Source organism: Aurantimicrobium sp. INA4, assembly GCF_027924525.1.
Classification (GTDB): Bacteria; Actinomycetota; Actinomycetes; order Actinomycetales; family Microbacteriaceae; genus Aurantimicrobium.
In genome coordinates this window covers 183136-208223 of record NZ_AP027040.1, presented here as the reverse complement: position 1 = coordinate 208223, position 25088 = coordinate 183136, and the positions used below count along the sequence as shown (strand labels likewise).

Here is a 25088-nt window from a genome sequence, read left to right as displayed (position 1 = left end):
ACGTGGTTGTTAGGACTTACCCTCAACAGCTGTTGCCCAGATGGGAACGTTCTTGTTGTTGAACTGGTAAATACCAACGAATGCGGAGGATGGGTCGTTCAGTTCGTTGAAGGGACCAATCGAAGATGGACCCTGGTACTGAATTTCCTTACCAGCCTTGATCAGGTCAACACAGGCTGCGAAGGTGGTGCACTTCTCGCCGCCGTTAGCACCAGAAACAGCAGCCAGGTTTGCCTGGATGGTTGCTGGGGTGTTGTCGCCACCCTTGGTTGCAGCGAGAGCTGCAAGCATGGTTGCGTCGTAGGATTCTGCTGCGTAGATGAAGTCAGTGAGTTCTTCACCCTGCACGTCAGACCAGTACTTGGTCAGCAGAGCCTTGAGCTCGTCTGAGGGAGCTGCACCAGGGATGGTTCCCTGAGCACCCTCAAGTGTGCCGGCTTCGAAGTCTGCTTCGAATGAGCTGGTGTTACCGTCAACGAAGTAGGTGTTAGCCATGTCCCAGCCCTGAGCAACAAGCTCGGGGATGATTGCCTTGGTCTCATCGAATGCGATCACAACGAGTGCATCTGGGTTTGCAGACAGAGCTGCGGTGACCTCAGAAGAGAAGGTGGTCTGAGAGGGAGGGAATTCCTGGCCCTTGCCCTGACCGCCGTAAACAACTTCTCCACCTGCTTCATTGATAGCTGCTTCGGTCGAGTCACGAAGACCGGTTCCGTAGGAGTCGTTGAAGACGAGGAATGCAACGCTGGAGTTTCCGTCACCGGTGATGAGCTGACCGAGAGCGTTACCCTGAACGGTGTCTGGTGGTGCAACACGGAAGTAGAAGGGGCTGTAGCCAGACAGTGCTGCTGCGGTGTTTGCAGGAGAGATCTGAACGATGCCTGCTTCGGTGATGGCGTCAACAACGTTAAGAGACACACTCGAGGATGCAGCACCAAGAACGAAGGACACCTTCTGCTGAATGAGGTCTTCTGCAGATGCAGTAGATACAGACATGTCACTAGAGTCACCAGAGTCGGTGTTGTAAACACATGCGTCGGTACCGTTGACGCCACCTGCTGCGTTGATGTCTGCTACTGCGAGACCAACACCAGCAATTTCAGGTGGGCCGAGGAACGCTAGGTTACCGGTGGTGGGAAGCAAAGTTCCAACCTTGAAGGTGTTGTCGCTGGTGCTGTCTGCAGCACAATCAGCAGCGGCGTATGTCGCGCCAGATGCGTTGTCAGAAGATCCGCTTGCACAACCTGCCAGCACGAGTGCTGACGTTGCTGCGAGAGCTAGACCACTGAGCGCACGTGTGCGGAGTGAAAGTTCACGCATAATGCTCCTCTTTGATTAGGGGCCTGCAGAGAGCAAACCCACCTCACGGTAATACGAATGAGATTAATCGTTTTTCATTTATCTGAATCGTTCGGAGCCACACGACACAACATCCCTGCTAAGTCGGGGAAATGACGGAAAGACGTCCTCCGAAATATTCCATGGGATGAAAGAACAGCACCCCCGGTCCGAAGACCGGGGGTGCTGTTTACTGTGCAATTACTGCTTAGGACTTACCCTCAACAGCAGATGCCCATACTGGAACGTTGACATCGTTGTACTTGTAGATACCGATGAACGCGGAGGATGGGTCATTCTTGTCGTTGAAAGGACCAACCGAAGATGGACCCTGGTACTGAATGTCCTTGCCAGCCTTGATCAGGTCGACACAAGCGGTGTAAGTGGTGCACTTTTCGCCGCCGTTAGCACCAGAAACTGCAGCCAGGTTAGCCTGGATAGTTGCTGGGCTGTTGTCGCCACCCAAGGTTGCAGCGAGAGCTGCAAGAACGGTCGAGTCGTAGGACTCAGCAGCGTAGCTGAAGTCAGTGAGCTCTTCGCCCTGAACATCAGACCAGTACTTGCCGAGGAGTGCCTTCAGCTCGTCCGAAGGAGCTGCACCAGGGATGGTTCCCTGAGCACCTTCGAGGGTACCTGCTTCAAAGTCCTTCTCGAAGGATCCGGTGTTTCCATCGGTGAAGTAGGTGTTAGCCATGGTCCAGCCCTGAGCTACGAGCTCGGGGATGATTGCCTTGGTCTCATCGAATGCGATGACAACAAGAGCGTCAGGGTTGGTTGCAAGTGCTGCAGTTACTTCGGAGGAGAAGGTGGTCTGAGCAGGAGGGAACTCCTGGCCCTTACCGGTTCCACCGTAAACAACGCTTCCGCCACCTTCAACGATTGCAGCTTCGGTCGAGTCACGAAGACCGGTTCCGTAGGAGTCGTTGAATACGAGGAATGCAACAGTTGAGTTTCCGTCACCGACGATCAGCTGACCGAGAGCAGAACCCTGAACGGTGTCTGGTGGTGCAGTACGGAAGTAGAAGGGGCTGTAGCCAGAAAGTGCTGCAGAGGTGTTAGCAGGAGAGATCTGCACAATGCCAGCCTCGGTGAACGAGTCAACAACGTTGAGAGAAACACTCGAAGATGCTGCACCAATTACAACAGAAACCTTCTGCTTGATGAGGTCTTCAGCTGAAGCGGTAGAAACAGACATGTCGCTTGAGTCACCAGAGTCAGTCTGGTAGAGGCAAGCGTCCATACCGTTTACGCCGCCAGCAGCGTTGATGTCAGCTACTGCAAGGCCAACACCAGCAATTTCGGGTGGGCCGAGGAACGCAAGCGAACCGGTTACGGGGAGGATAGTTCCTACCTTGAAGGTGTTTTCGCTGGTGCTGTCAGCGGCACAGTCAGCTGCGGTGTATGCAGCGTCCTTCGAGCCACTGTCGGAAGATCCAGACGCACAACCAGCCAGCACCAATGCTGACGTAGCTGCGAGAGCCAGACCACCGAGTGCACGAGTGCGGAGAGAAATTTCTCGCATGGTACTCCTTGGTGATTTATATGAGTCGAAGCGCGCAGGACGCACTTCGTTGTACTACCAAACTAGGCGAGAGATGTTTCCTGAAACAACATTTCCGGGTTACAACTCGGTAACAAACTGTTAGACACCGAAAGAAATAGTCATATTGCGCAGATTATGCGCACAAATTGTGCAAATGGCGCCTGAATTGTGCGCCGAAGACTACTTTTTCTTCTTCTCTACGACGATGGTCTTGCCAAAGTAGGCAACACCGGTTTCAGTGTCGTAGTTAATCTGGCCTGCAGGCCCCACGTAGTTGATGGCTTGTTTGTCGTTGACAGCCGAGACACACATGCCGTAGCTGGTGCACTTGAAGCCGGCCTGGTTGGTCACAGCAATGAGACCCTGAGTAATTGAGGCTCCACCGTCATCCTTGGACACAGTTGCTGCCAGGGCTGACGCAATAGTGAGGTCATAGGACTCAGCGCCGTAGCCATATTCGGTCACGGAAGGGTCGGAGCTCTTCAGTTGTGCAACGAAAGCGTCATCTGCTTTCACGGCAGTAACCGTCGCCCCCTTGGGTGCATTGTCCTTGGTGGCAATCGAGACGATGGCCACGTTGGCGTCGTTCTTAGCCACCAGCTCGGCCAAGGTTTCTGCAACACCAGTGGAGGCAGGGGCAATAATGACGTCTACGCCACGAGAGACCAGATCGTTGAAGCTGGCTTCTGTTGCAGCCGCATCGCCGTCACCGGCGTTGCGGTGGAGGACCTCAACGGGAACCTTGTTGTAGCCACCCTGTTCGTTGATTTCACGAACAGCAAGTTCGATACCGGCAGCTTGAGAAGCAGAGTAGGCAGCGAGGTCGCCGGTGACAGGAGTCATGTCGCCGATGCGCAGCACACCATCACCAGAGGGCTTCACGGGAGTCGGGGTAGCAGTGGGTGTGACCTCACCGCCGGAGCATCCAGCCAACGTGAGTGCAAGCGCACCTGCAACGATTGTGGCGGCAATCTTATTCAGACCCACGATGTACCCATTTCTGTGAACGACTAACTACCGCCTCCACAGTACCGAGCACTGTGCGGGTTCGCTTTGATGGCACGCGCTCTATTCGATAGTGAGTTCTTCAGCTGCGCGAGCAAGGCGGTTCGCCTTGCCGTGGCGCAGCATGTCTGTGGTGAGCACAATCAGCGCCACCCAAATGATGAAGAAGCCCACCCAGCGCACCGGTGGCATGGGCTCATGAAGCACGAAGACGGCCATTAAGAACGAGAACACAGGTGTGGAGTATTGAATCAAACCAATAGCGGTCAACGGCAGGCGGCGTGCACCTGCACCAAACATGATCAGTGGCACCGCGGTGACCACACCAGCTGAAGCAAGCAGAAGAGTGTGGGTAAGACCATAACCAAAGAAGGAAAGTCCAACCAGGTTGGAAACAATCATGAGTTGAATGATCGCGACCGGCGTCATCCACATGGTCTCAATAGTGAGACCGCTAATGGCATCGACCGAGACGCCGGTGCGTTTCTTGATCAGGCCATACAAACCAAAGGACGTTGCCAACGTGAGCGAGATCCACGGAATGGCTCCATAGCTCACGGTCAATACGATGACGGCAACAAAGCTGATGCCTACGGCAACCCATTGCATCCGGCGCAGTTTCTCCCGCAGAACAAGCACACCCAAGACAACCGTGACGATGGGATTGATGAAGTAGCCCAGTGACGACTCGACGATCTGGTTACTGAGCACCGCCAGGATGAAGACCTGCCAGTTGATGTAAATCAGCACTGCTGCCACACCCAAGGTGAGCATGAGCTTGCGCTGTTTCAAAATGACAACAAGTTGTCGCCATTTCCTCGAGACCGCAATTAAGAAAACGCAGAAGACAAGAGAGAACAGGATGCGATAGCCGACCACCTCAAAAGGCGTCGCAGGTTCCAAGGTGAGGAAGTACAGCGGGAACAAACCCCACAGCCCATATGCGCCGAAGGCATAGAGCAAACCGGAGCGGGAGAGCTTCTCGGGTGCAGGTGCAGCTGGAGAAGTCATTATTCGAGACTACTCCTGTGAATAGCCCGAGAGGTTAAACAGTGTGGGCCCCGGAAAACCGGGGCCCACACTAGTGAGTTTGTGTTAGCGAACAACGATAGCGAGAACGTCACGAGCGGAGAGTACGAGGTACTCTTCACCGGCGTACTTTACTTCGGTTCCGCCGTACTTGGAGTAGATAACCTTGTCACCTTCGGCGATGTCCAGAGGAACACGGTTACCGTTGTCGTCGATGCGGCCGGGGCCTACTGCAACGACAACACCCTCCTGGGGCTTTTCCTTAGCAGTGTCAGGAATGACGAGACCAGAAGCAGTGGTCTGCTCGGCTTCTACCTGCTTGATAACAATGCGATCTTCGAGCGGCTTAATGGCGACCGACACGGTTGACCTCTTTCTTGAACGGGAAGTAAGTAATGGAGTACACATTCAGTTCGTGTACTGAGGTCAAGTCTAGACGGCAATTAGCACTCGCGCAATGTGAGTGCCAATTCATCCCTTGGTAGGTTTACTCTCATGGAGAGTGCTGAACTACGCGAACTGCTCACCCCCGAGGGGCTCGCTCTCCTGAATTCTTTGCCCGAGTATTCCTCGACGACAGACGTACTCAAGATCGTCTCAGAGTTGCGCAAAGCCGGAAATTCCGCGTCATTAGTGGCTTCGGTGCTTACCCAAGCCAAGTTGCGAGCTAAAGCTCAAGCAAAGTTCGGAGACTTTGCCTCCACGATGTTGTTCACCGAGGCAGGCCTCGAACAGGCAACCAGGTTGCCTGTGGCGGCACTCCATGCCGGTCGTTTTGTTCGCGCAGGGCTCACTCGCGTTGCTGATCTGGGGTGTGGAATTGGGGCAGATGCGCTTGCATTTGCTGGGGCTGGACTGACCGTTCATGCAGTGGATGCCGATGAAGTGACCGCTGCCATTGCCGTAGTGAACCTCAGCGCCTTCCCCGAAGCAACAGTTTCTCACGGCACCGCCGAAGAAGCAGACCTCACCGGCATCGAGGGTGTTTATCTCGATCCTGCCCGCAGGACCTCCGGTCACAGCAACACCAGTCGCTTGACGAAGTCTGAAGACTATTCGCCGTCTCTTGATTTTGCATTCGGTCTCGCAGCGCAGCTGCCGACCGGGATCAAACTAGGCCCTGGCTTTGATCGTGACCTCATTCCAGATAATTGTGAAGCCCAGTGGGTTTCTGTTGGAGGAGATGTCGTGGAACTGGGGTTGTGGTTTGGCCCCCTCGCGAGGGAAGGCATAACCCGCAGCGCCTTGATCATGACTCCAGAGGGAATGCATGAGCTCACCGCAGCAGCAGACTCTGCAGATGCTGAAGTGGGGCCTCTGGGCAAATACCTCTACGAACCTGACGGTGCTGTGATTCGTGCCCGCCTCATCGGTGACCTAGCTCGCTCACTTGGTGCTCACATGATCGATGAACACATTGCCTACATGAGCAGTGAGACGTTAGTCCACTCCCCTTTTGCTACTGCCTTCGAAATTCATCAGCAATTCCCCTTAGACGTGAAGCAGCTTGCTACTGAACTAAGCAAGCGCAACATCGGCACCCTGGAAATCAAGAAGCGCGGTGTTGATATCGACCCGGCAGAGTTCCGAAAGAAACTCAAACTCTCTGGACCGGAATCTGCAACATTGTTACTTACTCGCCTCGGCGAGCGCAGAGTCGCACTCCTAGCCCAGCGGGTGAACTAACTCCCCCTGTTGTCCACAGTTCTGATTTCTCCTTAACCACTCACAGTTGTCACGCCAGCAAACGGGTAGTTCCAGCTGGAACCTTATGGTTACCGCATGGTTCGCCGCAATGGGTATTGGAAGAAGCACACCACTAAAGAGTTACAGGCTCTGTTGTTGATGCTGGATGACCAGGGTTGGCGAATAAAGAATCCGCCGACGTACTACAGGGCGTTTTGTCCTTGTCCTGAAAAGCATCAGACAGGTATTCATCTGACGCCAAGCAACCCTCACTATGCGAAAAACATTTTGAGATACTTAGAACGAACAACATGTTTCGTTAACCGGGGAAGGAAATAGAAATGGAAACAGTTCGTGTTTCGGTGAGTTTCTTTGTCACCGGTGAAATGGATCTCGATAACCACCTCGATCAGGTGATGACTGCATTGATGGCCATCGAAACTGCTGACGCCCGTATTTCAGATTCTGACTACGTCGCCACAATCAAGACTGGTTTTGTGTGCATCAATTCCTCAGCTCAGGCCAACACCTTTGACGAGGCCGCGGCTTTAGCAATGGCAACAATCCGTTCGGCAATTCACGCAGCGGGTGGATTCACTCCTGGCTGGGAGAGCAACGACTATGTCATCACAGGCCAAGAGACAGCCGAATACAACTTTGTGGAGCAACAGCTCATCAAATGGTGATGCTGAGCGCAGGCAGCGTTGCCCGCCGACTGATTTGTTTTGGCTACTAGAACGAAATTGCCAGTATTGCTGTGAGAACAATCACTCCTGAGACAATCTCAACTGCACCGAGGGCAACGCCGAGCTGGGCAAGCTTTGCTCCACGCTGACCGGTTTGTTTGATTTCACGCAAGGCCTTGTTGCCAAAGATGACCGCAAAGATGCCGAGCACAAGAAACAGCACACACGCCAACGACACAAATGCCCACGGGTTGTAGCCCGTGAGCTTGTGTTCGGTCGGTGAGGTCATGAGGATTTAGTAGTAGTAATTTCCCATGCCTGAGGCAATAACAACGCCCAGGAATGCAAAGAGCAGGGAGATAACAATCACGGCAAGGCCGATACCGACATAACCCATGATCAAGCCAGCTAGTGCAAGACCTGCACCCTGCTCACCAGTGCGGCGAACCTCAGCGCGAGCCATGTGGCCGGTGACCACAGCAACGATGCTGGCCAAGAAAGGGATGAAGGTCAGGCCGACGATACCTGACACGAGGGCAACAATCGCAAGAGTGTTGGTCTTCTGAGACGAGACAACGGTCACGGCTGGTGCGGCTGGAGCTGCAGTCTCCGCCGCAGCAGGCTTTGCCGCTGCTGCCTTGGTTGCAGGCTTAGATGTCTTTGGTGCTTTTTCTGTCATGACTTAATTCTAATGAACGTGGATGTCTGTAACTGGGAGTGTGCTGTCAGCTCCAAAACTCAGTGAGGAGGGCTGAGCGCCTTCCATAATGAGCTCTGACGCAAGCGCAGCAATCATGGCGCCGTTATCGGTGCACAGTGAGAATGCAGGAATTCTCAACTCAACACCGGCAGCTTCTGCCCGCTGGCTTGCCACTTCGCGCAGGCGAGCATTGGCGACAACTCCGCCGCCCAGTAACAGGCGGGGAACGCCATAGTCTTGGCAGGCTGCAATAGCTTTGGCCGTCAATACGTCTACTACTGCTTCGCGGAAGCTGGCTGCAACATCAGCTACGGGTATTTCTTCTCCAGCATCCCGGCGCACTTCCACCCACCTGGCCACAGCAGTTTTCAAACCAGAGAAGGAGAAGTCATAGCGGTGCTTGTCCATGTCCTTAGGCAGCGTGAGCCCTCGGGGGAAGCGGATCGCTTTCGGGTCTCCGTCGGCGGCAATGCGGTCGATGTGGGGACCGCCAGGGTAGGGGAGGCCCAGGATTCGTGCGACTTTGTCGAAGGCTTCACCAGCTGCATCATCGATGGTTTCACCGAGCATCACCACATCCGAGGTGAGGTCTTTCACAAGAAGCAACGAGGTGTGACCGCCGGAGACAAGAAGCGCGATGGTGGGATATTCCAGGGGGCCGTCTTCGCCCAGAACATCTGCTCCCACGTGGCCAACCAAGTGGTTGACGGCATACAGCGGTTTATCCAGCGAAAGTGCCAAAGCTTTAGCTGCACCGACTCCCACCATGAGAGCACCTGCAAGGCCTGGTCCGCTCGTGACGGCAACTGCATCGAGATCTGTGAGCTCGATGCCTGCCGTGGCAACAGCTTCGGTGAGGGCGGGGCGTAAAGCTTCCAAGTGTGCACGAGCAGCAACCTCGGGAACCACGCCACCATAGCGAGCATGCTCATCCATCGAGGAAGCAATGACATTTGCTAACAGTTCGCGGCCACGAACAATACCTATACCGGTCTCATCACAGCTGGTCTCAATACCCAAAACGAGGGGTGCTTCTCTATTCATCACAGATCTGCCCCCTTCTTCATGATGACCGCATCCACACCTTCGGGTTGGTAGTAGCCCGGGCGCACCGCAATCTCTTCAAAGCCCAACGAGGAATACAACGCGATTGCGTGAGGATTATCTGCTCGCACCTCTAAGAAGATGCGGCGCGCATGGCGCGCTTCTGCTTCTTTTAAGAGAGCTTCCATGAGCCGGCGGCCAAGACCGTGGCTGCGGAAATCTGGATGAACAGCAATGGTTTGGATATCACCATCGCCAGAACCTTTCGGAGCGAGCAAGCCTGCGTAACCCACCAGGAGCGGGTCTCCACCTAACGCATCGGTGTGTGCTTCAGCGATGAGATAGAAACAGTTGTGATCGGCAACATCACGAGCCATGGCGTCAACAGACCAGGCCTCCTCGCCGAACACCGGTGTTTCTATCTCCATAATGGCGGGTACATCGTCGATGCCCGCCTGGCGCAAGACAATGCTGTTAATCATTTCTGACCTCCACGCATTTCTTGGACAACCCTTTTGGGCCCGTTGCTCATGGTTACATCAGGTGAGCGTAAATACACTGCCGTTGCTGGAGGGAACTCTTTTCCGTGGGTCAGCATTGCTTCTGCAACGAGACCCAACCACTCGGCGTGAACTTCACGAGCATCCAACCGGAGGCCTTCTGCCTCTGGCACTTCAGCGGCTTTCGCGAGAGCGGGGCCCTCTACCCGGGCAGGTATTCCGTCCGTGTTCTGGGAGTACGCACTCCAGAACAATTCCTTCCGCCGCGCATCGGTGACCACCAGAACAGGTTCATGACTATGTGCGAAATGTTCAGCAGCAACAGCGTCATGGCTCACCATGGGCAACAGGATTGCCCCGGCACCGAATGCGAACGCATCGGCGGCAGCAATCCCCACACGAAGACCGGTGAACGGGCCAGGCCCCATCCCTGCAGCTACGTGACTTACGTTCTCTGCCTGCACTCCAGCCTCGGTGAGAACCTCCTGAATGAATGGCCCCACCACTTCGGCATGACGCATGGTGTCGGGAGTGGAGCGGGAAGAGAGAACACGACCCTGACTGACCAGGGCAACGCTTGTTCCCGCAGAGGTGTCAATGGCAAGAATGATGGTGGTCATGATTTCTCCCACCGTGCCCCGTGCCCGGTAAGGGTGACATGACGTGGCTCGACGAGTTCCTCACCGAGCTCACCAGCTTGGCCGCCCTCGGGGCGCTCAATAACAACATCGAGCCAAGAGTCCACGATGCCGTCAAGCATGCCGGCACCCCACTCAACAATGACGACCGAGTTGGCAAAGTCGATATCGAGATCATCGAGTTCAACGGCGCTATTCAAGCGATAGGCATCGACGTGTACCAAGGGTGCACCGTCGATCAGGCTGGGGTGGGTTCTGGCAAGAACGAAAGTGGGAGAGGTAACAGGTCCGCGAACCTGCAGGCCTTCACCAATACCGCGTGTGAGCGTGGTCTTGCCCGCGCCTAAGGGGCCAGTCAACACAAGAACGTCTCCGGCACGAAGCTCTTGGCCAATCTCGAGACCGAGCTCATGCATCTCTTCCGGAGTGGAAATGGTGCGTGTGCCCAGCATTAGACCTGGCCTTCATAGATGTAGTCCAGGCGCGTAGGAATCAGCCTGGTCACAATCTCATAGCCGATAGATCCGGCAGCAGCAGCCCAGTCATGCACAGAAGGGTGGCCGAGCTCAGGGTTGCCAAAGAGCACCACGTGGTCTCCCACCGCAACAGGGTCATCCCCCACATTCACCAGGAACTGATCCATCGCAATACGGCCCGCCACTGGATAAGTAGATCCATTGAGCAAGACCGGGCCATTCATTGACGCGTCACGGTTGATGCCATCACCATAGCCAAACGGGATCAACGCCAGGGTGCTCTCGTGTGGCGTGCGGTGCAGGTAACCGTAGCTCACACCCGTGTTCTCGGGAACGCGACGAACTGCCACCACACGTCCCTCGAGCGTCATTGCCGGGGTGAGACCAAACTGTTCTGGGCGGTGTTCCTCTGTGGGTCCAATGCCATAGGCAGCAATTCCTGAACGAACCATATTGAATCGTGTCTCAGCAAGCGTCAGCGCTGCCAAAGAGGCAGCTAAGTGAACATAGGGAGGTTCAATCCCGGCATCTGCCAGCTCAGAGATCCCCACCTGAAAGAACTTGAGCTGTTCGAGGTCATCTTCTGGGGTGGTGTTGGAGAGGTGACTCATCACACCCTCAACGACAAGATCTCCCGAGGCATGCAGTTCGGCAGCGGTGTGGAAAAACGCATCCCACTGGTTTGGGCTGGCACCATTACGGCTGAGCCCGGTGTCCAATTTGAGGTGAACGCGTGGGGTTTTGTGTGCACGATGTCCGGCCACCACGATGGCGTTTAGTTGCGCAACTGAGGCAACGCCTAAGGTGATGTCTGCCTCAACTGCTTCGTCGAAGGTTTCATCCGGAGCATGAATCCAACACAGCACCGGTGCGGTGATTCCTGCCTCGCGGAGGGTAAGTGCCTCGCCAATATCTGCTGTGCCCAACCAAGTTGCACCGCCGGCTAACGCTGCACGGGCTGCAGGAACCATGCCATGGCCATAGGCATTAGCTTTGACCACAATCAAAACATCGTCCACGCCGGTGATCTCCCGGATGCGTCGAACGTTGCCAGCTATGGCATCGGTGTTAACGCGGGCAATGCGAAACGGTGTGTGGCTCATGCGGCACTGCCTTCGGCAACAACGAACGCAACAGCAGCATCGGCGTCATGCGAAATAGACAGGTGCACCGAGGTTATTCCCCGTTCGTGTGCCATCTGGGCAGCTGCCCCACTCAAGTCAAAGGAAGGCTTGCCCAGCTGGTCTTTGATAACAACCATGTCGTGGAAGGTCATCGAACCTGAGCCGCCGAAAGCTTTAATGAGAGCTTCCTTGGCTGCGAACCGGCCCGCTAAAGAGTGTGCGGGAAGTTCACGTTCCGATTCGACAAAGAGTCGTTCCGCAAGTTTGGGGGTGCGCTCAAGCGCCCGCTCAAAGCGAGCGATGTCGACGATGTCGACGCCCACTCCCATGATCATGAGCGTCTATTCGACCGTGACCGACTTGGCCAGGTTACGTGGCTGGTCAACATCCAAGCCCTTAGCATCTGCCAGTTCCATGGCGAAGATCTGCAGTGGAACAACAGCGAGGATGGGTTCAAACATGGGGTCTGCCAGAGGAATCTGAATGACCTCATCGGCATAGGGAAGAACAGCAGCATCGCCCTGCTCCGCAATGGCAATCACCCGAGCACCACGCGCACGAATTTCCTGGATGTTGGAAACAACCTTGGAGTGAATCAGTGCTGAACCGCGGGGGCTAGGAACAATCACGAACACGGGCTGACCGTGATCAATGAGAGCAATGGGACCGTGCTTGAGCTCACCGGCAGCAAAACCTTCAGCGTGGATGTAGGCAAGCTCTTTGAGCTTGAGGGCACCCTCCAACGCGATGGGGTATCCCACGTGGCGACCGAGGAATAACACCGAAGGGGTGTCACTCATCCACTTAGCCAGCTGTGAAATCTTTTCGCCAGTTTCTAACACCTTGGTGACCTTGGCAGGCAACGCCTGGAGGTCAGTAGCTAAACGGCGCAGTTCCTTCTCATCCACGGTATTCTTCGAGCGCGCAATGTGCAGGCCGATCAAATAGAGCGCAGTGATCTGTGCAACGAAGGCTTTGGTGGAGGCAACAGCAACCTCGGGGCCTGCGTGGGTGTAGACCACAGCATCAGATTCGCGAGGAATAGTTGCACCCTGGGTGTTACACACCGAAATGGTGCGGGCACCCTGTTCGCGGGCATATTTGACCGCCATCAGGGTGTCCATGGTTTCACCAGACTGGCTGATCGAAATGATGAGCGTCTCTGGGGTAATCACGGGGTCACGGTACCGGAACTCGTGGGAGAGCTGAACTTCGACCGGAATGCGTGCCCATTGCTCGATGGCATAGGCGCCGACCATACCGGCATAAGAAGCAGTGCCACAGGCAACCAAGATGATGCGGTTGATGCCGTTCAAGACATCATCACCGAGTTCAGTGAGTTCAGGAACCTCAACGAGTCCATCCACGACGCGTCCGCGAACAGTGTTCGCTACCGCGTCGGGGTTCTCGGTGATTTCTTTGGCCATGAAGGACGACCAGCCACCCTTATCGGAAGCGGAGGCATCCCAGGCAATCTCGTACTCTTCGATCGCAACAGGGTTACCGTCGAAGTCGATGACCTCCACAGTCTCTGGAGTAATTCTGACAACCTGGTTCTGACCAACTGCGGCAGCGCGGTGAGTGTATTCAACGAAGGCGGCAACGTCGGAACCGAGGAAGTTTTCTCCCTCACCCAAACCAATCACCAGAGGTGAGTTGTGGCGGGCCGCAACAATCTGGTGCGGAGCATCAGTGTGAACTGCCAGCAGAGTAAATGCACCCTCGAGGCGGTTGACTACCAAGCGCATTGCTTCGCGCAGGTCACCGACCTCGCGGTACACATCTCCGAGCAAAACAGCCGCCACTGCGGTGTCCGTTTCTGAGACAAACTCATAGCCCTTAGCAAGAAGCTCGACTTTGATTTCAGCAAAGTTTTCAATGATGCCGTTGTGAATGAGGGCAAGGTTGCCGCCGTCACCTAAGTGCGGGTGAGCGTTCACATCGGTGGGTCCACCGTGGGTAGCCCAGCGAGTGTGACCAATACCGGTGTGGCCTGCTGAGACAGGGCTGGTTTCTAACAGGTCAACCAGTGCCTGCAGCTTTCCTGCCTTCTTTGCTGTTTCAATTGCCCCCGATTCGGTGAGCACAGCAATACCGGCAGAGTCATATCCGCGGTACTCCTGACGCTTCAGACCGCCCAAAAGAACGGCAAGAGTGTCTTGCTGACCGACGTAACCCACGATTCCACACATAAGAGTTCTAGTTTAGTTCACGAGCGGCATTTGCCTGGTTTAGGGCAGAATAGGCAGGTGAGGCTAGAGCACACCGGCGCAATCAATACGCACACCACCCCCTTTGTGGAAATCTCCAGGGCAGAGTGGGCTGAGTTGGCGCCCACGACCAAAGCTCCCCTCACCGAGGCAGATATTGAAAGTCTTCGTGGTCTGGGTGACCGCCTCGATCTCAAAGAAGTCGAGGATGTTTACCTTCCACTGAGCAGGTTGCTCTCCATCTATGCCACCGGGGCACGCAAGCTGCACCGGGACACCACCGATTTCCTCGGCGAGCGCGCCACGACAACTCCGTTTGTCATTGGTGTGGCCGGCTCGGTCGCCGTGGGGAAATCGACGGTGGCACGCCTGCTGCAAATGCTCATGGCTCGCTGGGAGGACACTCCCCGGGTGGAACTGGTCACCACCGATGGATTCCTCTACCCCAATGCGGAATTGTTCCGCCGCGGAATCTTAGATCGCAAAGGTTTCCCTGAAAGCTATGACCGCCGTGCTCTGTTGCGTTTTGTGAGCAAGATTAAAAGCGGTGCTGAAGAAGCTACCGCTCCGGTGTATTCCCACCTGAGCTACGACATCCTCCCTGATGAAGAGATTGTGGTGCGCCAGCCTGACGTGCTCATTGTGGAAGGCCTCAACGTATTGCAGCCTCCCGCCCGCGGTGGCTTAGCGGTGAGTGACCTCTTCGACTTCACGATCTATGTTGATGCCCGCACGGCAGATATTGCCGCTTGGTATCAGGAAAGATTCCTCAGCCTGCAACGTGGTGCCTTCACTGACCCCGACTCCTACTTCCATCGCTACTCACAGCTGTCCGAAGAAGAAGCTCGGGCAACAGCCCAAGATTTCTGGGAGCGCATTAACCTTCCCAACCTGGAAGAAAACATTCGCCCTACGCGCTCACGTGCAACCTTGGTGCTGCGCAAGTCAGCAAACCACGCAGTCTCCACCGTCTTGCTGCGCAAGATTTAGTCAGTAGACCAATAAGCTTTCTTTGCTCATTCTTAGAAAGGTCAGTGATGTCTAGCTCAACCGCCCCATTTCGATATGGACGCTTTGCCGTATTTGCTCTGATTGCTGGAGCAATCAACCTTGTGCTCTTTTTTGTAGGTGGTGCATTGGGAGGAGCTATGGCCGTCAATAGCCCTGCACTTCTTGAGATCCCCTTCTTTGCAGCTTTTGGCTCGACAGTGACACCCCTCCTCATTGCTGGATTTATCACCTGGCTCATTGGGAAAAAGGCACCCAAGTTTGTGAATGTCGCAGCATGGCTTGGTCTTGTTTTTGCCTTGGTTTCAATAGCAAGCCCGCTCATGGTTGCCGTTGATATGACTACGGGAATCGTTCTTGCAGCCATGCACATCGTCGCCGGCTTGGGCTGGTTCCTCGGGATCAAGCGTTCAGCTAACTGATCTGCACACAATTTTGCGGGGTCTCTTTACTGAGGCCCCGCTTGTGTACTTAGAGCGAAAGCTCTGCCTTGACCACATCAGCGAGGCTGTGTGCCAGACGGTCAGCAGTTGCCTGATCGGCTGCTTCGACCATGACACGAACCATAGGCTCGGTTCCCGAAGGACGCAGCAGAACACGGCCAGTGTCGGCTAGTTCTGCTTCAGCTGCCTTGACTGCGTCCTCGATAACGGTGTTTCCAGAAAGCGCCTGGTGATCAACACCGCGGACGTTGACCAGAATCTGAGGGTAGACAGTCATCACTGAGGCGAGCTCAGCAATGGTCTTGCCGGTGCGGGCCATTTCTGCAACCAGGTGCAAACCGGTCAAAATTCCGTCACCAGTGGTGGCGTATTCGGTCATGATGACATGGCCAGACTGTTCGCCACCTAAGGAAGCATCGTGTTCGGCAAGGCCCTCGAGAACGTAGCGGTCTCCCACAGCAGTCTGGATGACTCTGATGCCGTGCTTCTCCATGGCTTTGTGCAGGCCAAGGTTGCTCATCACAGTGGCAACGAGAGTGTCGTTCTTGAGGTGACCGCGTTCTTTCATGGACACCGCGAGGATCGCCATGATCTGGTCGCCATCGACAACGTTCCCCTGTGCATCAACAGCCAGGCAGCGATCCGCGTCACCATCGTGTGCAATACCGATATCAGCACCGTGAGCAACCACGGCAGCAGCGACCACGTCGAGGTGGGTGGAGCCCACACCGTCGTTGATGTTTAATCCGTCTGGGTCTGCCGCGATGACGGTGACCTTGGCACCGGCATCGGTGAAGACCTCGGGAGAGATTGCCGAGGCTGCACCGTGAGCACAGTCCAACACCACGTGTAGGCCATTGAGTTTGTTGGGCAGGGTGCCCAGCAGGTGAATAACGTAACGGTCTTCAGCATCTGCGAAGCGACGAATACGACCAACCTCACCACCGGTGGGCAGCAGGTGATCGGCGTCTAACGCAGCTTCGATGCGGTCTTCGACCTCATCGGGAAGCTTCGTTCCGCCGAAAGCAAAGAACTTGATGCCGTTATCAGGAGCGGGGTTGTGTGAGGCAGAAACCATCACACCAAAGTCCGCACCGATCGAGCTCACCAGGTAGGCAGCTGCGGGGGTTGGGATAACACCCGCATCGAGAACGTCAATACCCGAGCTCGCTAACCCGGCAGATAACGCCGCGGTGAGGAATTCACCCGAGATACGAGGGTCACGTGCAATGACCGCTGTAGCACGACGTCCCTCAGCTCGTCTAGCCTCGGCTCTGCGACCGCTGGTGAGAACCACCGCAGCCGACTGGGCCAGTGCCAAGGTTAGATCTGCCGTGAGTTCACGGTTTGCTAAGCCTCGGACACCGTCCGTGCCGAATAGACGTGCCAAGGGACAGTCGTTCAGTACAGAAGCGAGATTAACGCTTCGAGAACTGTGAAGCCTTACGAGCCTTCTTCAGACCAGCCTTCTTGCGCTCGATGACGCGTGCGTCACGAGTCAAGAAGCCCGCCTTCTTGAGGGTCGCGCGGTTGTTGTCGCGGTCAATCTCGTTCAGTGCGCGAGCAATAGCAAGACGCAGTGCGCCAGCCTGACCGGAAGGGCCACCACCGGTGATGCGTGCGACAACGTCGTATGCGCCACCGAGCTCAAGCACGGTGAAGGGGTCGTTGATGAGCTGCTGGTGCAGCTTGTTGGGGAAGTAGTTAGCAAGCTCACGGCCGTTGACCGTGATGGTGCCGGAACCGGGTACGAGGCGTACGCGAGCAATAGCCTGCTTGCGACGACCTACAGCTGCACCTGGAACGTTGAGAACTGCGCGAGGAGCCTTAGGAGCTGCTGCAACAGGAGTTTCGGTTGAGTACTCGGTGACCTCTTCGGTCTCGGTCTCGATTTCTGCGTTGTCCGCCATGATTTTTCTAATCCTTTATCTGAATCTTCGAGGCTCTACTGAGCTACCTGAGTGAGGGTGTATACCTTGGGCTGCTGTGCAGCGTGAGGGTGCTCTGCGCCACGGTAGACCTTGAGCTTGCGGAACTGGTCACGTCCCAAAGAAGTCTTGGGGAGCATGCCACGGATAGCCTTCTCGACTGCGCGCTCAGGGTTCTTCTCGAGCAGATCGGTGTAGGTAGTAGCGGTCAAACCACCTGGGTAACCAGAGTGGCGGTAAGCCTTCTTCTGTGCAGCCTTGTTGCCGGTGAGGACAACCTTGTCTGCGTTGATGATGATGACGAAGTCACCCATGTCCATGTGAGGAGTGTAGGTGGGCTTGTTCTTTCCACGCAGGATGGTTGCTGCGTGAGAGGCGAGGCGTCCAAGAACAACGTCGGTTGCGTCAATGATGACCCAGCCGCGTGTAACTTCTCCAGCCTTAGGCGTAAAGGTACGAGTCACAGTAATACTGCTTTCTTGTCGAAATGAGTGGTCCGTGTATCCCGCTCAGTCGTCGCGTTCTGAAAGCAGTATCTCGCTTGCAGAACCCGTCAGTCGAGGGCTCAACTTCGGCGGCCTGTCCATAGAGAACAAGCACCAAGGGTCTAATTTACGCTATGGGAGCGTCGTCGGTCAATTCGCGACGGCTGCGAGTAAGGTCTGCCCGCTGGCACACCTCATCATCTGGCGGGTAAATAATCTGGGTCAAGGTCAAACCGTGGGCGGGCATGACCTTAAACACGCTCGTACGATCACCTTTATCGCGCAAATCCTCGATGGCATCCAAGGAGTGTGTTCCCGACCCTGCCGCCACACACGCGCCCACAAGAGATCTCACCATAGAGTGACAGAACGCATCTGCTTGCAGCTGTGCGACGATCACCCCGTGCTCATCGCGTTCCCAGTGGAACTCTTGCAATTCACGAATCGTGGTGGCACCAGGGCGGGGGCGACAAAACGCACTGAAATTGCGCAACCCCAGCATCATCTCGGCAGCCTCGTTCATGGCAACCACATCCAGCGGATAGAAGTGAAAGGCAGTTCTGCGCCGGTCGATGGGGTTCAAGTGCTCAAGGCCATCAGCCAGACGGTATTCATACCGTCTGGCCAGAGGAGAAAAGCGGGCATCAAAACCTGCAGGTGCGACCGTGACCTTATTGATCACCACATCCGCATTGCGTCCCATTGATCCGTCCACGCGGCGCATCAGTGCATGCAGCATGGAGTGGGGAACCTGAGGCAGGCCATCCACGAAGGGAATGCCGCCCTGCTCTTGGAGTTCACGGCGTTCAACCCGGGAAAAAGAAACCCGAATGAGCTGCTCGAGGGGAACATCAATATGAGCGACCTGGCCGGCGGCATGAACACCGGCATCGGTGCGACCGGCAACCACGATGCGTGGGGAAACATCCATGCGCAACACCTGCGCAAAGGCGTGCTCCATAGTTTCTTCCACCGTGCGCAAACCTGGCTGTTTAGCCCAGCCGGCAAAGTCGGTGCCGTCATAGCCAAAGTCCAAACGAAGCCGAACAACACCATCAACAGGAATGAGGTCAGAAAAGTCGTCCTCTAGGACGTCATTCTCTGTTGCTTCCTCATTCACGTCTATGAGTCTAAAGTCTCAAACACAGCAGAGTTAACGTTCGAAGCCCCGGCGATAAACACCGGGGCTTCGAACATGTTCTGTGTGAAAACTACTTAGCTTCCTCTTCAGGAGCCTCGTCAGCTGCAGGAGCTTCTTCAGCTGCTGGTGCTTCCTCTGCAGCGGGTGCTTCTTCAACAACCTCTGCAACGGTTTCTTCTACAACGGTTTCAACTTCTGCTTCACCGGCAGCGTCTACTGCGACCTCTTCGGTCACCTCGTCAACAACGACCTCTTCAACAACCTCAGCTGCAGGAGCTGCTGCTGCCTTAGGAGCCTCAGCCTTAGCAGCCTTTGCCTTGGCAGGCTTCTTGTTGACTGGCTCGAGCACGAGCTCGATCTGTGCCAGAGGAGCGTTGTCACCCTTGCGGTAACCGAGCTTGGTGATGCGGGTGTAACCGCCCTCACGCTCAGCAACCAGTGGAGCGATTTCAGCGAAAAGGATGTGAACGGCTTCCTTGTTACGCAGGATCGACAGTGCACGGCGACGTGCGTGAAGGTCTCCACGCTTTGCAAACGTGATGAGACGCTCAGCCACGGGACGCAGGCGCTTTGCCTTAGTCTCGGTGGTCTTGATCGACTTGTGTGTGAACAAGGAAACGGACATGTTCGCGAGCATCAAGCGCTCGTGTGCAGGACCGCCTCCGAGGCGTGGACCCTTAGTTGGGGTAGGCATTTTCTATATCTCCGTAAATCAATACTGTGACGTGTCTAAAAGAGACGTCGCTTAGATGTTCTCGTCGTCGTCGAAGCCACCGTAGAAGTGTGCTCCGTCGAATCCGGGGACAGAATCCTTGAGAGACAGACCCATCTCAATGAGCTTGTCGCGAACCTCGTCGACCGACTTCTGACCGAAGTTGCGGATGTTCATCAACTGAGTTTCAGACAGAGCTACGAGCTCAGAAACAGTGTTGATGCCTTCGCGCTTGAGGCAGTTGTAGGAACGAACAGAGAGGTCGAGGTCTTCAACAGGAATCGACAGCTCAGAGCTGAGGACTGCGTCTACTGGTGCAGGACCGATCTCAATACCTTCAGCAGCAGTGTTGAGCTCGCGTGCCAGACCGAACAGCTCGGTCAGGGTACGACCAGCAGAAGCCATAGCGTCACGAGGAGTGATAGCTGGCTTGGTCTCCACGTCAACAACCAGACGGTCGAAGTCAGTGCGCTCACCGGCACGAGTTGCCTCGACGCGGTAGGTCACCTTGAGTACGGGAGAGTAGATCGAGTCAACAGGAATCTGACCTGCCTCGGAGAACTCTGAACGGTTCTGAGCGCTGGAGACGTATCCACGTCCACGCTCGATGGTCAGTTCGAGTTCGAACTTTGCCTTGTCGTTCAGGGTTGCGATCACGAGCTCAGGGTTGTGGATCTCAACACCAGCAGGTGCGGAGATGTCTGCAGCGGTGACAACACCGGAACCCTGCTTACGCAAGTAAGCGGTGATGGGCTCGTCGTGCTCGCTGGAAACAACCAGAGACTTGATGTTCAGGATGATTTCAGTTGCGTCTTCCTTAACACCGGGGATGGTGGAGAACTCGTGGAGTACGCCATCAAGACGGATGCTGGTTACTGCTGCACCAGGAATGCTGGAGAGCAGGGTACGACGCAAAGAGTTACCGAGGGTGTAACCGAAACCTGGTTCAAGCGGTTCAATGATGAAACGTGAACGGTATTCGGAGATGTTCTCTTCGGAAAGCGTGGGGCGCTGTGCAATGAGCACTATGTATTCCTTTCGGCTAAGTGTCCGATATATGACACTTGCGTGAGCGATGAATTATTGAGTTATGAAAGAGGGGGAAAACTAAACGCGACGACGCTTAGGTGGACGGCATCCGTTGTGAGCCTGTGGGGTCACATCGGAGATCGATCCAACCTCGAGGCCTGCGGCCTGAAGCGAACGGATTGCGGTTTCACGTCCAGAGCCGGGGCCCTTGACGAAGACGTCTACCTTCTTCATGCCGTGCTCTTGTGCCTGGCGTGCTGCAGACTCCGCTGCAAGCTGAGCGGCAAACGGGGTTGACTTACGTGAACCCTTGAAGCCAACTCCACCGGACGATGCCCAGCTGATTACGGCACCAGTGGTGTCAGTGATTGACACGATGGTGTTGTTGAACGTGCTCTTGATGTGAGCCTGGCCCACAGCTACGTTCTTCTTGTCCTTTTTGCGCGGCTTGCGAACTGCCGACTTAGGTGCTGCCATGATTTCTCCTAAAACCTTATGGGGCTAGTACCCGCCTACGCGGATTACTTAGCCTTCTTCTTGCCGGCGACGGTACGCTTTGGTCCCTTGCGGGTACGAGCGTTGGTCTTGGTGCGCTGACCGCGAACCGGCAGACCCTTACGGTGGCGAAGACCTTCGTAGCTACCGATCTCAACCTTGCGGCGGATGTCAGCCTGAACTTCACGGCGGAGGTCACCCTCTACGCGGAAGTTGCCTTCGATGTAGTCACGCAGAGCGACCAGCTGGTCGTCGGTGAGGTCCTTGACGCGGATGTCTCCGCTGATTTTGGTGTCGGCGAGAGTCTTAAGAGCTCGCGTACGGCCAACACCGTAGATGTATGTCAGTGCAACTTCCACGCGCTTTTCGCGTGGAATGTCTACTCCGGCAAGACGTGCCATGGTGGCATCTCCTTGTGTGTAGTGGAGGTGTGGAGCATTCCCGGTGCCACGGCCTCCAACCGTAGGTGTCCTCTCAATTTCTTGAGATTCTTGGGAGTGCTTTTTTCAGTTGTTGCGGTGAAACCGCGTCTCTCACTCTTGCGAGTGAAAATCTGTGGGGGTGTTACTAGCCCTGGCGCTGCTTGTGGCGAGGGTTTTCGCAGATCACCATGACGTTTCCGTGGCGGCGAATAACCTTGCACTTGTCGCAGATGGGCTTAACGCTGGGGTTAACCTTCATTTTTCTTACCTATTTCGCTGTCTTCGTACCTGCACGCAGGCCGTTACTTCTCAGGAATCCTTATTTGTAGCGGTAAACGATACGGCCACGAGTGAGGTCGTATGGGCTCAGCTCTACGATGACCTTGTCCTCGGGGAGGATTCGGATGTAGTGCTGGCGCATCTTGCCCGAAATGTGGGCAAGTACCTTGTGTCCGTTGGTTAGCTCAACGCGGAACATGGCATTTGGCAACGCTTCTGTGATCGTTCCTTCGATCTCAATGACGCCGTCTTTTTTCGCCATATACTCACTTATCGCTTAATTGGGGATTACTGGTCTTGCGGTTGCAATATGGTTTCTGACGACACGCCAAAGGCATGGCAACAGACACCAAAGTACAAGCTTATGTGATATTCGGGCAGAAAGCCAACTCGGATTTAGGCAATCGGCGTTGGGACAACACCGAAGGGCGCCAAACCTGCTGCCCCACCATCATGTGCAGTGAGAACCCAGATGCCATCCTTGTGCACAGCAACCGAGTGTTCCCAGTGCGAGGCCATGCCACCGTCCTCGGTGATGACGGTCCAGTCATCTTCGGCGACGTAGGTGTCGATCTTGCCGGTGACCACCATGGGTTCGATAGCAACAACCAAACCAGGCTTCACTTCAGGGCCCTTTTGCTTCACGCGGTAGTTGAACACCGGTGGTGCTTCGTGCATGTCGCGGCCAATGCCGTGACCGATGTAATCGGTCAGGATGCCATAGCGGTGGCCGACCTTCATGCCTTCCAGTTCGATGTAGCCCTGGATGGCGTCGCCCACCTCGTTGAGGTACTTGGCCTTGGCCAAGCGAGCAATACCTGCCCAGAGAGAACCTTCGGTGATCTTCGAGAGCTGTTCACGCTCGGCCACAACCTCGGGACGGCTGGGATCCGGAACAACCACGGTAATGGCGGAGTCGCCATTCCATTCCTGGTATTGAGCACCGGCATCGATCGAGACGATGTCTCCTGGCTCAAGGATGCGTCCGCCAGGAATGCCGTGAACGACTTCGTCGTTCACCGAGGCACACACGGTGTGACGGTATCCAGGAACAAGCTTGAAGTTGGGTTCGCCGCCACGGTCACGAATGGCTTTCTCTGCAGCAGCGTCAATCTCGAGTGTGGAGACTCCAGCACGAATGAGTGGACGAGCAGCATCGAGCGCGGCAGCAGTGATGAGTCCGGGTTCAACCATGAGCCTCAGCTGTGCTGGGGACTTATAAATGTTGGTGCGGAAACCCATCTGTGGTTCTAGGCCTGAACGCCGGCACCAGCAAGAGCATCAACGATGCGACCGGTCACTTCTTCAACAGCACCGAGACCGTCAACGGTGACAACAATGCCACGAGCAGAGTAGGTGTCGATTAATGGTGCGGTCTGCTCCTCATAGACAGACATGCGGTGACGGATGACGTCTTCAGTGTCGTCGGCACGGCCTTCAATTTCAGCACGCTTAAGCAAACGGCCCACCACAACATCGGTGTCCGCAGTGATAAGAACAACAGCATCCAGAGCCTTCCCGTCAGCGGAAAGCATCCGGTCGAGCTCGTTCACCTGATCAATGGTGCGAGGGTATCCGTCGAGGAGGAAACCATTCGCAGCGTCTGCTTCGTGCAGGCGATCTTCGACGATAGAGTTCGTCAGCGAATCTGGAACATACTCTCCACGAGCCAAGATGGCCTTCACCTCGAGGCCCAACGGAGTCTCGTTCTTGACGTTGGCACGGAAGATATCTCCCGTAGAAATAGCGGGAATACCGTATGTTTCGGCGAGGATTGCTGCCTGTGTACCCTTACCTGCTCCGGGTGGTCCAATCAGCAGCAGGCGAGTACCAGTCATTATCGCAATAGCCCTTCATAGTGGCGCTGTTGTAACTGTGAATCGATCTGCTTCACGGTCTCCAGCCCGACACCTACAACGATAAGTATAGATGTTCCACCAAAAGTGAAGGAGGTGCTGGCGCCTGCCAGAGCGAGCACGATAAGTGGCAAAATCGCCACGAGACCCAAGTACAACGAACCAGGCAAGGTGATTCGAGTCAGCACATAGTCGAGGTATTCGGCAGTGGGTCGACCGGCACGAATACCGGGGATGAAGCCACCGTATTGCTTCATGTTGTCGGCAACCTCAACAGGGTTGAAGGTGATGGCGACATAGAAGTAGGTGAAGCCCACAATCAGCAGGAAGAACATCAGCATGTAGACCGGGTGGTCACCCTGCGTGAGATAGGTAGAAATCCAGGTCACCCATGCCGCAGGCTGCTGACCAGCTGCAGGCTGGTTGAACTGTGCAATCAGTGCGGGGAGGTACAACAGTGAGGAAGCGAAGATCACGGGGACCACACCAGCCATGTTGACCTTAATGGGGATGTACGTGTTGTTACCACCGTAGGTACGACGTCCCACAACACGCTTGGCGTACTGAACAGGAATACGACGCTGTGACTGCTCCACGAAGACAACGGCGATGATGACGACCAAGATCAGTGCCAGAACAATCAACAGGGTGTTCAAACCACGTGCGCTGTAAACGTTTCCGAGAGAGCGGGGGAAACCAGCTGCAATCGAGGTGAAGATCAGCAAGGACATACCGTTACCGATACCGCGCTCGGTGACCAGTTCAGCCATCCACATGATCAGACCAGTACCAGCGGTGAGGGTGATGACCATGAGCAAGATGGCGTACCACGCGTCGTTGGTGAGCAACTGAGAACACTCAGGAGTGGAGTTGGTTCCAAAGAGTGCACCCGAGCGAGCAACAGTGATCAGTGTGGTGGACTGCAGAACACCAAGTGCAATGGTGAGGTAACGGGTGTACTGGGTCAGCTTGGACTGGCCAGCTTGACCTTCCTTGTACAACGTTTCAAAGTGAGGAATCACTACGCGCAGCAACTGCACGATGATCGACGCCGTGATGTAGGGCATGATGCCCAGAGCAAAGATGCTCAACTGGAGGAGAGCTCCACCAGAGAAGAGGTTGACGAGCTCATAGAGGCCCGAAGTGTTTTGGTTAGCGTTGAGACACTTTTGAACGTTGCCAAAATCAACGTAGGGTCCGGGGATGAATGATCCCAAACGGAACAGGGTGATTATTCCCAGCGTGAAGCCAATCTTGCGGCGCAAGTCTGGAGTGCGGAAAATTCGCACAATTGCACTAATCACAAATGAC

At 55.4% G+C, this 25088-nt stretch carries 31 protein-coding genes; 4 read left to right on the top strand and 27 right to left on the bottom strand.

Annotated elements, in window-relative coordinates:
* Positions 1-9: 9 nt before the first annotated feature.
* From AINA4_RS01125 to groES, 5 genes are all read right to left on the bottom strand, one after another.
* Positions 10-1320: an ABC transporter substrate-binding protein gene (locus AINA4_RS01125; RefSeq protein ID WP_096382457.1), complete on the bottom strand. Its 1311-nt coding sequence runs from the start codon at positions 1318-1320 to the stop codon at positions 10-12.
* A gap of 226 nt (positions 1321-1546) precedes the next feature.
* On the bottom strand, positions 1547-2860 hold the full coding sequence (locus AINA4_RS01120) for an ABC transporter substrate-binding protein (protein ID WP_281787145.1): 1314 nt from the start codon (positions 2858-2860) through the stop codon (positions 1547-1549).
* A 201-nt stretch (positions 2861-3061) separates the two neighbouring features.
* Positions 3062-3868, bottom strand: coding sequence for an ABC transporter substrate-binding protein (locus AINA4_RS01115; RefSeq protein WP_280799343.1), 807 nt, complete (start codon positions 3866-3868; stop codon positions 3062-3064).
* Positions 3869-3949: 81 nt separating this feature from the next.
* Complete coding sequence (rarD, locus tag AINA4_RS01110) at positions 3950-4897, bottom strand: EamA family transporter RarD (protein WP_281787144.1); 948 nt, start codon at positions 4895-4897, stop codon at positions 3950-3952.
* An 84-nt stretch (positions 4898-4981) separates the two neighbouring features.
* Positions 4982-5278: a co-chaperone GroES gene (groES, locus tag AINA4_RS01105; RefSeq protein WP_096382469.1), complete on the bottom strand. Its 297-nt coding sequence runs from the start codon at positions 5276-5278 to the stop codon at positions 4982-4984.
* A 132-nt stretch (positions 5279-5410) separates the two neighbouring features.
* On the opposite strand from groES, the gene AINA4_RS01100 reads away from it, so the two are divergent.
* Together AINA4_RS01100 and AINA4_RS01095 are read left to right on the top strand one after the other, a co-directional pair.
* Complete coding sequence (locus AINA4_RS01100; protein WP_281787143.1) at positions 5411-6601, top strand: class I SAM-dependent methyltransferase; 1191 nt, start codon at positions 5411-5413, stop codon at positions 6599-6601.
* 341 nt (positions 6602-6942) lie between these two features.
* Complete coding sequence (locus AINA4_RS01095; RefSeq protein ID WP_281787142.1) at positions 6943-7287, top strand: hypothetical protein; 345 nt, start codon at positions 6943-6945, stop codon at positions 7285-7287.
* A gap of 46 nt (positions 7288-7333) precedes the next feature.
* Here AINA4_RS01095 and AINA4_RS01090 read toward each other — a convergent pair whose 3' ends face one another.
* The 9 genes from AINA4_RS01090 to glmS are packed head-to-tail and all read right to left on the bottom strand — an operon-like array spanning position 7334 to position 13961.
* Positions 7334-7576, bottom strand: coding sequence for a DUF4190 domain-containing protein (locus AINA4_RS01090; RefSeq protein WP_281787141.1), 243 nt, complete (start codon positions 7574-7576; stop codon positions 7334-7336).
* Positions 7577-7582: 6 nt separating this feature from the next.
* Positions 7583-7966: a DUF4190 domain-containing protein gene (locus tag AINA4_RS01085; protein ID WP_281787140.1), complete on the bottom strand. Its 384-nt coding sequence runs from the start codon at positions 7964-7966 to the stop codon at positions 7583-7585.
* A 9-nt stretch (positions 7967-7975) separates the two neighbouring features.
* Positions 7976-9031, bottom strand: coding sequence for a tRNA (adenosine(37)-N6)-threonylcarbamoyltransferase complex transferase subunit TsaD (tsaD, locus tag AINA4_RS01080; protein WP_281787139.1), 1056 nt, complete (start codon positions 9029-9031; stop codon positions 7976-7978).
* Positions 9031-9513, bottom strand: a complete 483-nt coding sequence (gene rimI / locus AINA4_RS01075) for a ribosomal protein S18-alanine N-acetyltransferase (RefSeq protein ID WP_281787138.1) — start codon at positions 9511-9513, stop codon at positions 9031-9033. The genes tsaD and rimI overlap by 1 nt, the downstream gene beginning before the upstream one ends.
* Complete coding sequence (gene tsaB, locus AINA4_RS01070; RefSeq protein ID WP_348773304.1) at positions 9510-10151, bottom strand: tRNA (adenosine(37)-N6)-threonylcarbamoyltransferase complex dimerization subunit type 1 TsaB; 642 nt, start codon at positions 10149-10151, stop codon at positions 9510-9512. Before tsaB ends, rimI begins: the two co-directional genes overlap by 4 nt.
* On the bottom strand, positions 10148-10621 hold the full coding sequence (tsaE, locus tag AINA4_RS01065) for a tRNA (adenosine(37)-N6)-threonylcarbamoyltransferase complex ATPase subunit type 1 TsaE (protein WP_281787137.1): 474 nt from the start codon (positions 10619-10621) through the stop codon (positions 10148-10150). Before tsaE ends, tsaB begins: the two co-directional genes overlap by 4 nt.
* On the bottom strand, positions 10621-11748 hold the full coding sequence (gene alr, locus AINA4_RS01060) for an alanine racemase (protein WP_281787136.1): 1128 nt from the start codon (positions 11746-11748) through the stop codon (positions 10621-10623). The genes tsaE and alr overlap by 1 nt, the downstream gene beginning before the upstream one ends.
* Entirely contained in the window at positions 11745-12104 is a 360-nt protein-coding gene (locus tag AINA4_RS01055; protein WP_281787135.1) for a holo-ACP synthase, read from the bottom strand. Before AINA4_RS01055 ends, alr begins: the two co-directional genes overlap by 4 nt.
* A 6-nt stretch (positions 12105-12110) precedes the next feature.
* Positions 12111-13961 (bottom strand): glutamine--fructose-6-phosphate transaminase (isomerizing), encoded by a 1851-nt coding sequence (gene glmS / locus AINA4_RS01050; protein WP_281787134.1) that lies wholly within the window; start codon positions 13959-13961, stop codon positions 12111-12113.
* Positions 13962-14018: 57 nt separating this feature from the next.
* Here glmS and coaA point away from each other — a divergent pair, with 57 nt between their 5' ends.
* Together coaA and AINA4_RS01040 are read left to right on the top strand one after the other, a co-directional pair.
* Positions 14019-14969 (top strand): type I pantothenate kinase, encoded by a 951-nt coding sequence (gene coaA / locus AINA4_RS01045; protein WP_281787133.1) that lies wholly within the window; start codon positions 14019-14021, stop codon positions 14967-14969.
* Positions 14970-15016: 47 nt separating this feature from the next.
* A complete protein-coding gene (locus AINA4_RS01040) occupies positions 15017-15409 on the top strand; it encodes a DUF6069 family protein (protein WP_281787132.1) in 393 nt (130 codons plus the stop codon).
* Between the two features lie 49 nt (positions 15410-15458).
* Here AINA4_RS01040 and glmM read toward each other — a convergent pair whose 3' ends face one another.
* The 13 genes from glmM to secY all read right to left on the bottom strand — a co-directional run bounded on the left by glmM (position 15459) and on the right by secY (position 25081).
* Positions 15459-16820 carry a phosphoglucosamine mutase gene (gene glmM, locus AINA4_RS01035; protein ID WP_281787131.1) on the bottom strand — a complete coding sequence of 454 codons (1362 nt, stop codon included), beginning with the start codon at positions 16818-16820 and terminating at the stop codon, positions 15459-15461.
* A gap of 28 nt (positions 16821-16848) precedes the next feature.
* Positions 16849-17340, bottom strand: coding sequence for a 30S ribosomal protein S9 (gene rpsI / locus AINA4_RS01030; RefSeq protein ID WP_114128477.1), 492 nt, complete (start codon positions 17338-17340; stop codon positions 16849-16851).
* Positions 17341-17375: 35 nt separating this feature from the next.
* Positions 17376-17822 carry a 50S ribosomal protein L13 gene (rplM, locus tag AINA4_RS01025; protein WP_096382496.1) on the bottom strand — a complete coding sequence of 149 codons (447 nt, stop codon included), beginning with the start codon at positions 17820-17822 and terminating at the stop codon, positions 17376-17378.
* Positions 17823-17970: 148 nt separating this feature from the next.
* The gene (truA, locus tag AINA4_RS01020; RefSeq protein WP_348773303.1) at positions 17971-18963 is read right to left on the bottom strand and encodes a tRNA pseudouridine(38-40) synthase TruA; all 993 of its coding nucleotides are present in this window, start codon (positions 18961-18963) and stop codon (positions 17971-17973) included.
* A gap of 91 nt (positions 18964-19054) precedes the next feature.
* Positions 19055-19678 (bottom strand): 50S ribosomal protein L17, encoded by a 624-nt coding sequence (gene rplQ / locus AINA4_RS01015; RefSeq protein ID WP_281787130.1) that lies wholly within the window; start codon positions 19676-19678, stop codon positions 19055-19057.
* Positions 19679-19729: 51 nt separating this feature from the next.
* Positions 19730-20722 (bottom strand): DNA-directed RNA polymerase subunit alpha, encoded by a 993-nt coding sequence (locus tag AINA4_RS01010; RefSeq protein ID WP_096382500.1) that lies wholly within the window; start codon positions 20720-20722, stop codon positions 19730-19732.
* Positions 20723-20803: 81 nt separating this feature from the next.
* Positions 20804-21202, bottom strand: coding sequence for a 30S ribosomal protein S11 (gene rpsK / locus AINA4_RS01005; RefSeq protein WP_096382503.1), 399 nt, complete (start codon positions 21200-21202; stop codon positions 20804-20806).
* Between the two features lie 44 nt (positions 21203-21246).
* Entirely contained in the window at positions 21247-21621 is a 375-nt protein-coding gene (gene rpsM / locus AINA4_RS01000; RefSeq protein ID WP_096382505.1) for a 30S ribosomal protein S13, read from the bottom strand.
* A gap of 166 nt (positions 21622-21787) precedes the next feature.
* The gene (gene rpmJ, locus AINA4_RS00995; protein WP_047561540.1) at positions 21788-21901 is read right to left on the bottom strand and encodes a 50S ribosomal protein L36; all 114 of its coding nucleotides are present in this window, start codon (positions 21899-21901) and stop codon (positions 21788-21790) included.
* A 60-nt stretch (positions 21902-21961) separates the two neighbouring features.
* Positions 21962-22183 (bottom strand): translation initiation factor IF-1, encoded by a 222-nt coding sequence (gene infA, locus AINA4_RS00990; protein WP_096382508.1) that lies wholly within the window; start codon positions 22181-22183, stop codon positions 21962-21964.
* Between the two features lie 134 nt (positions 22184-22317).
* Positions 22318-23163 carry a type I methionyl aminopeptidase gene (gene map, locus AINA4_RS00985; protein WP_281787129.1) on the bottom strand — a complete coding sequence of 282 codons (846 nt, stop codon included), beginning with the start codon at positions 23161-23163 and terminating at the stop codon, positions 22318-22320.
* An 8-nt stretch (positions 23164-23171) separates the two neighbouring features.
* Entirely contained in the window at positions 23172-23759 is a 588-nt protein-coding gene (locus AINA4_RS00980; RefSeq protein ID WP_281787128.1) for an adenylate kinase, read from the bottom strand.
* The gene (gene secY / locus AINA4_RS00975; protein ID WP_281787127.1) at positions 23759-25081 is read right to left on the bottom strand and encodes a preprotein translocase subunit SecY; all 1323 of its coding nucleotides are present in this window, start codon (positions 25079-25081) and stop codon (positions 23759-23761) included. Before secY ends, AINA4_RS00980 begins: the two co-directional genes overlap by 1 nt.
* Positions 25082-25088: the final 7 nt, after the last annotated feature.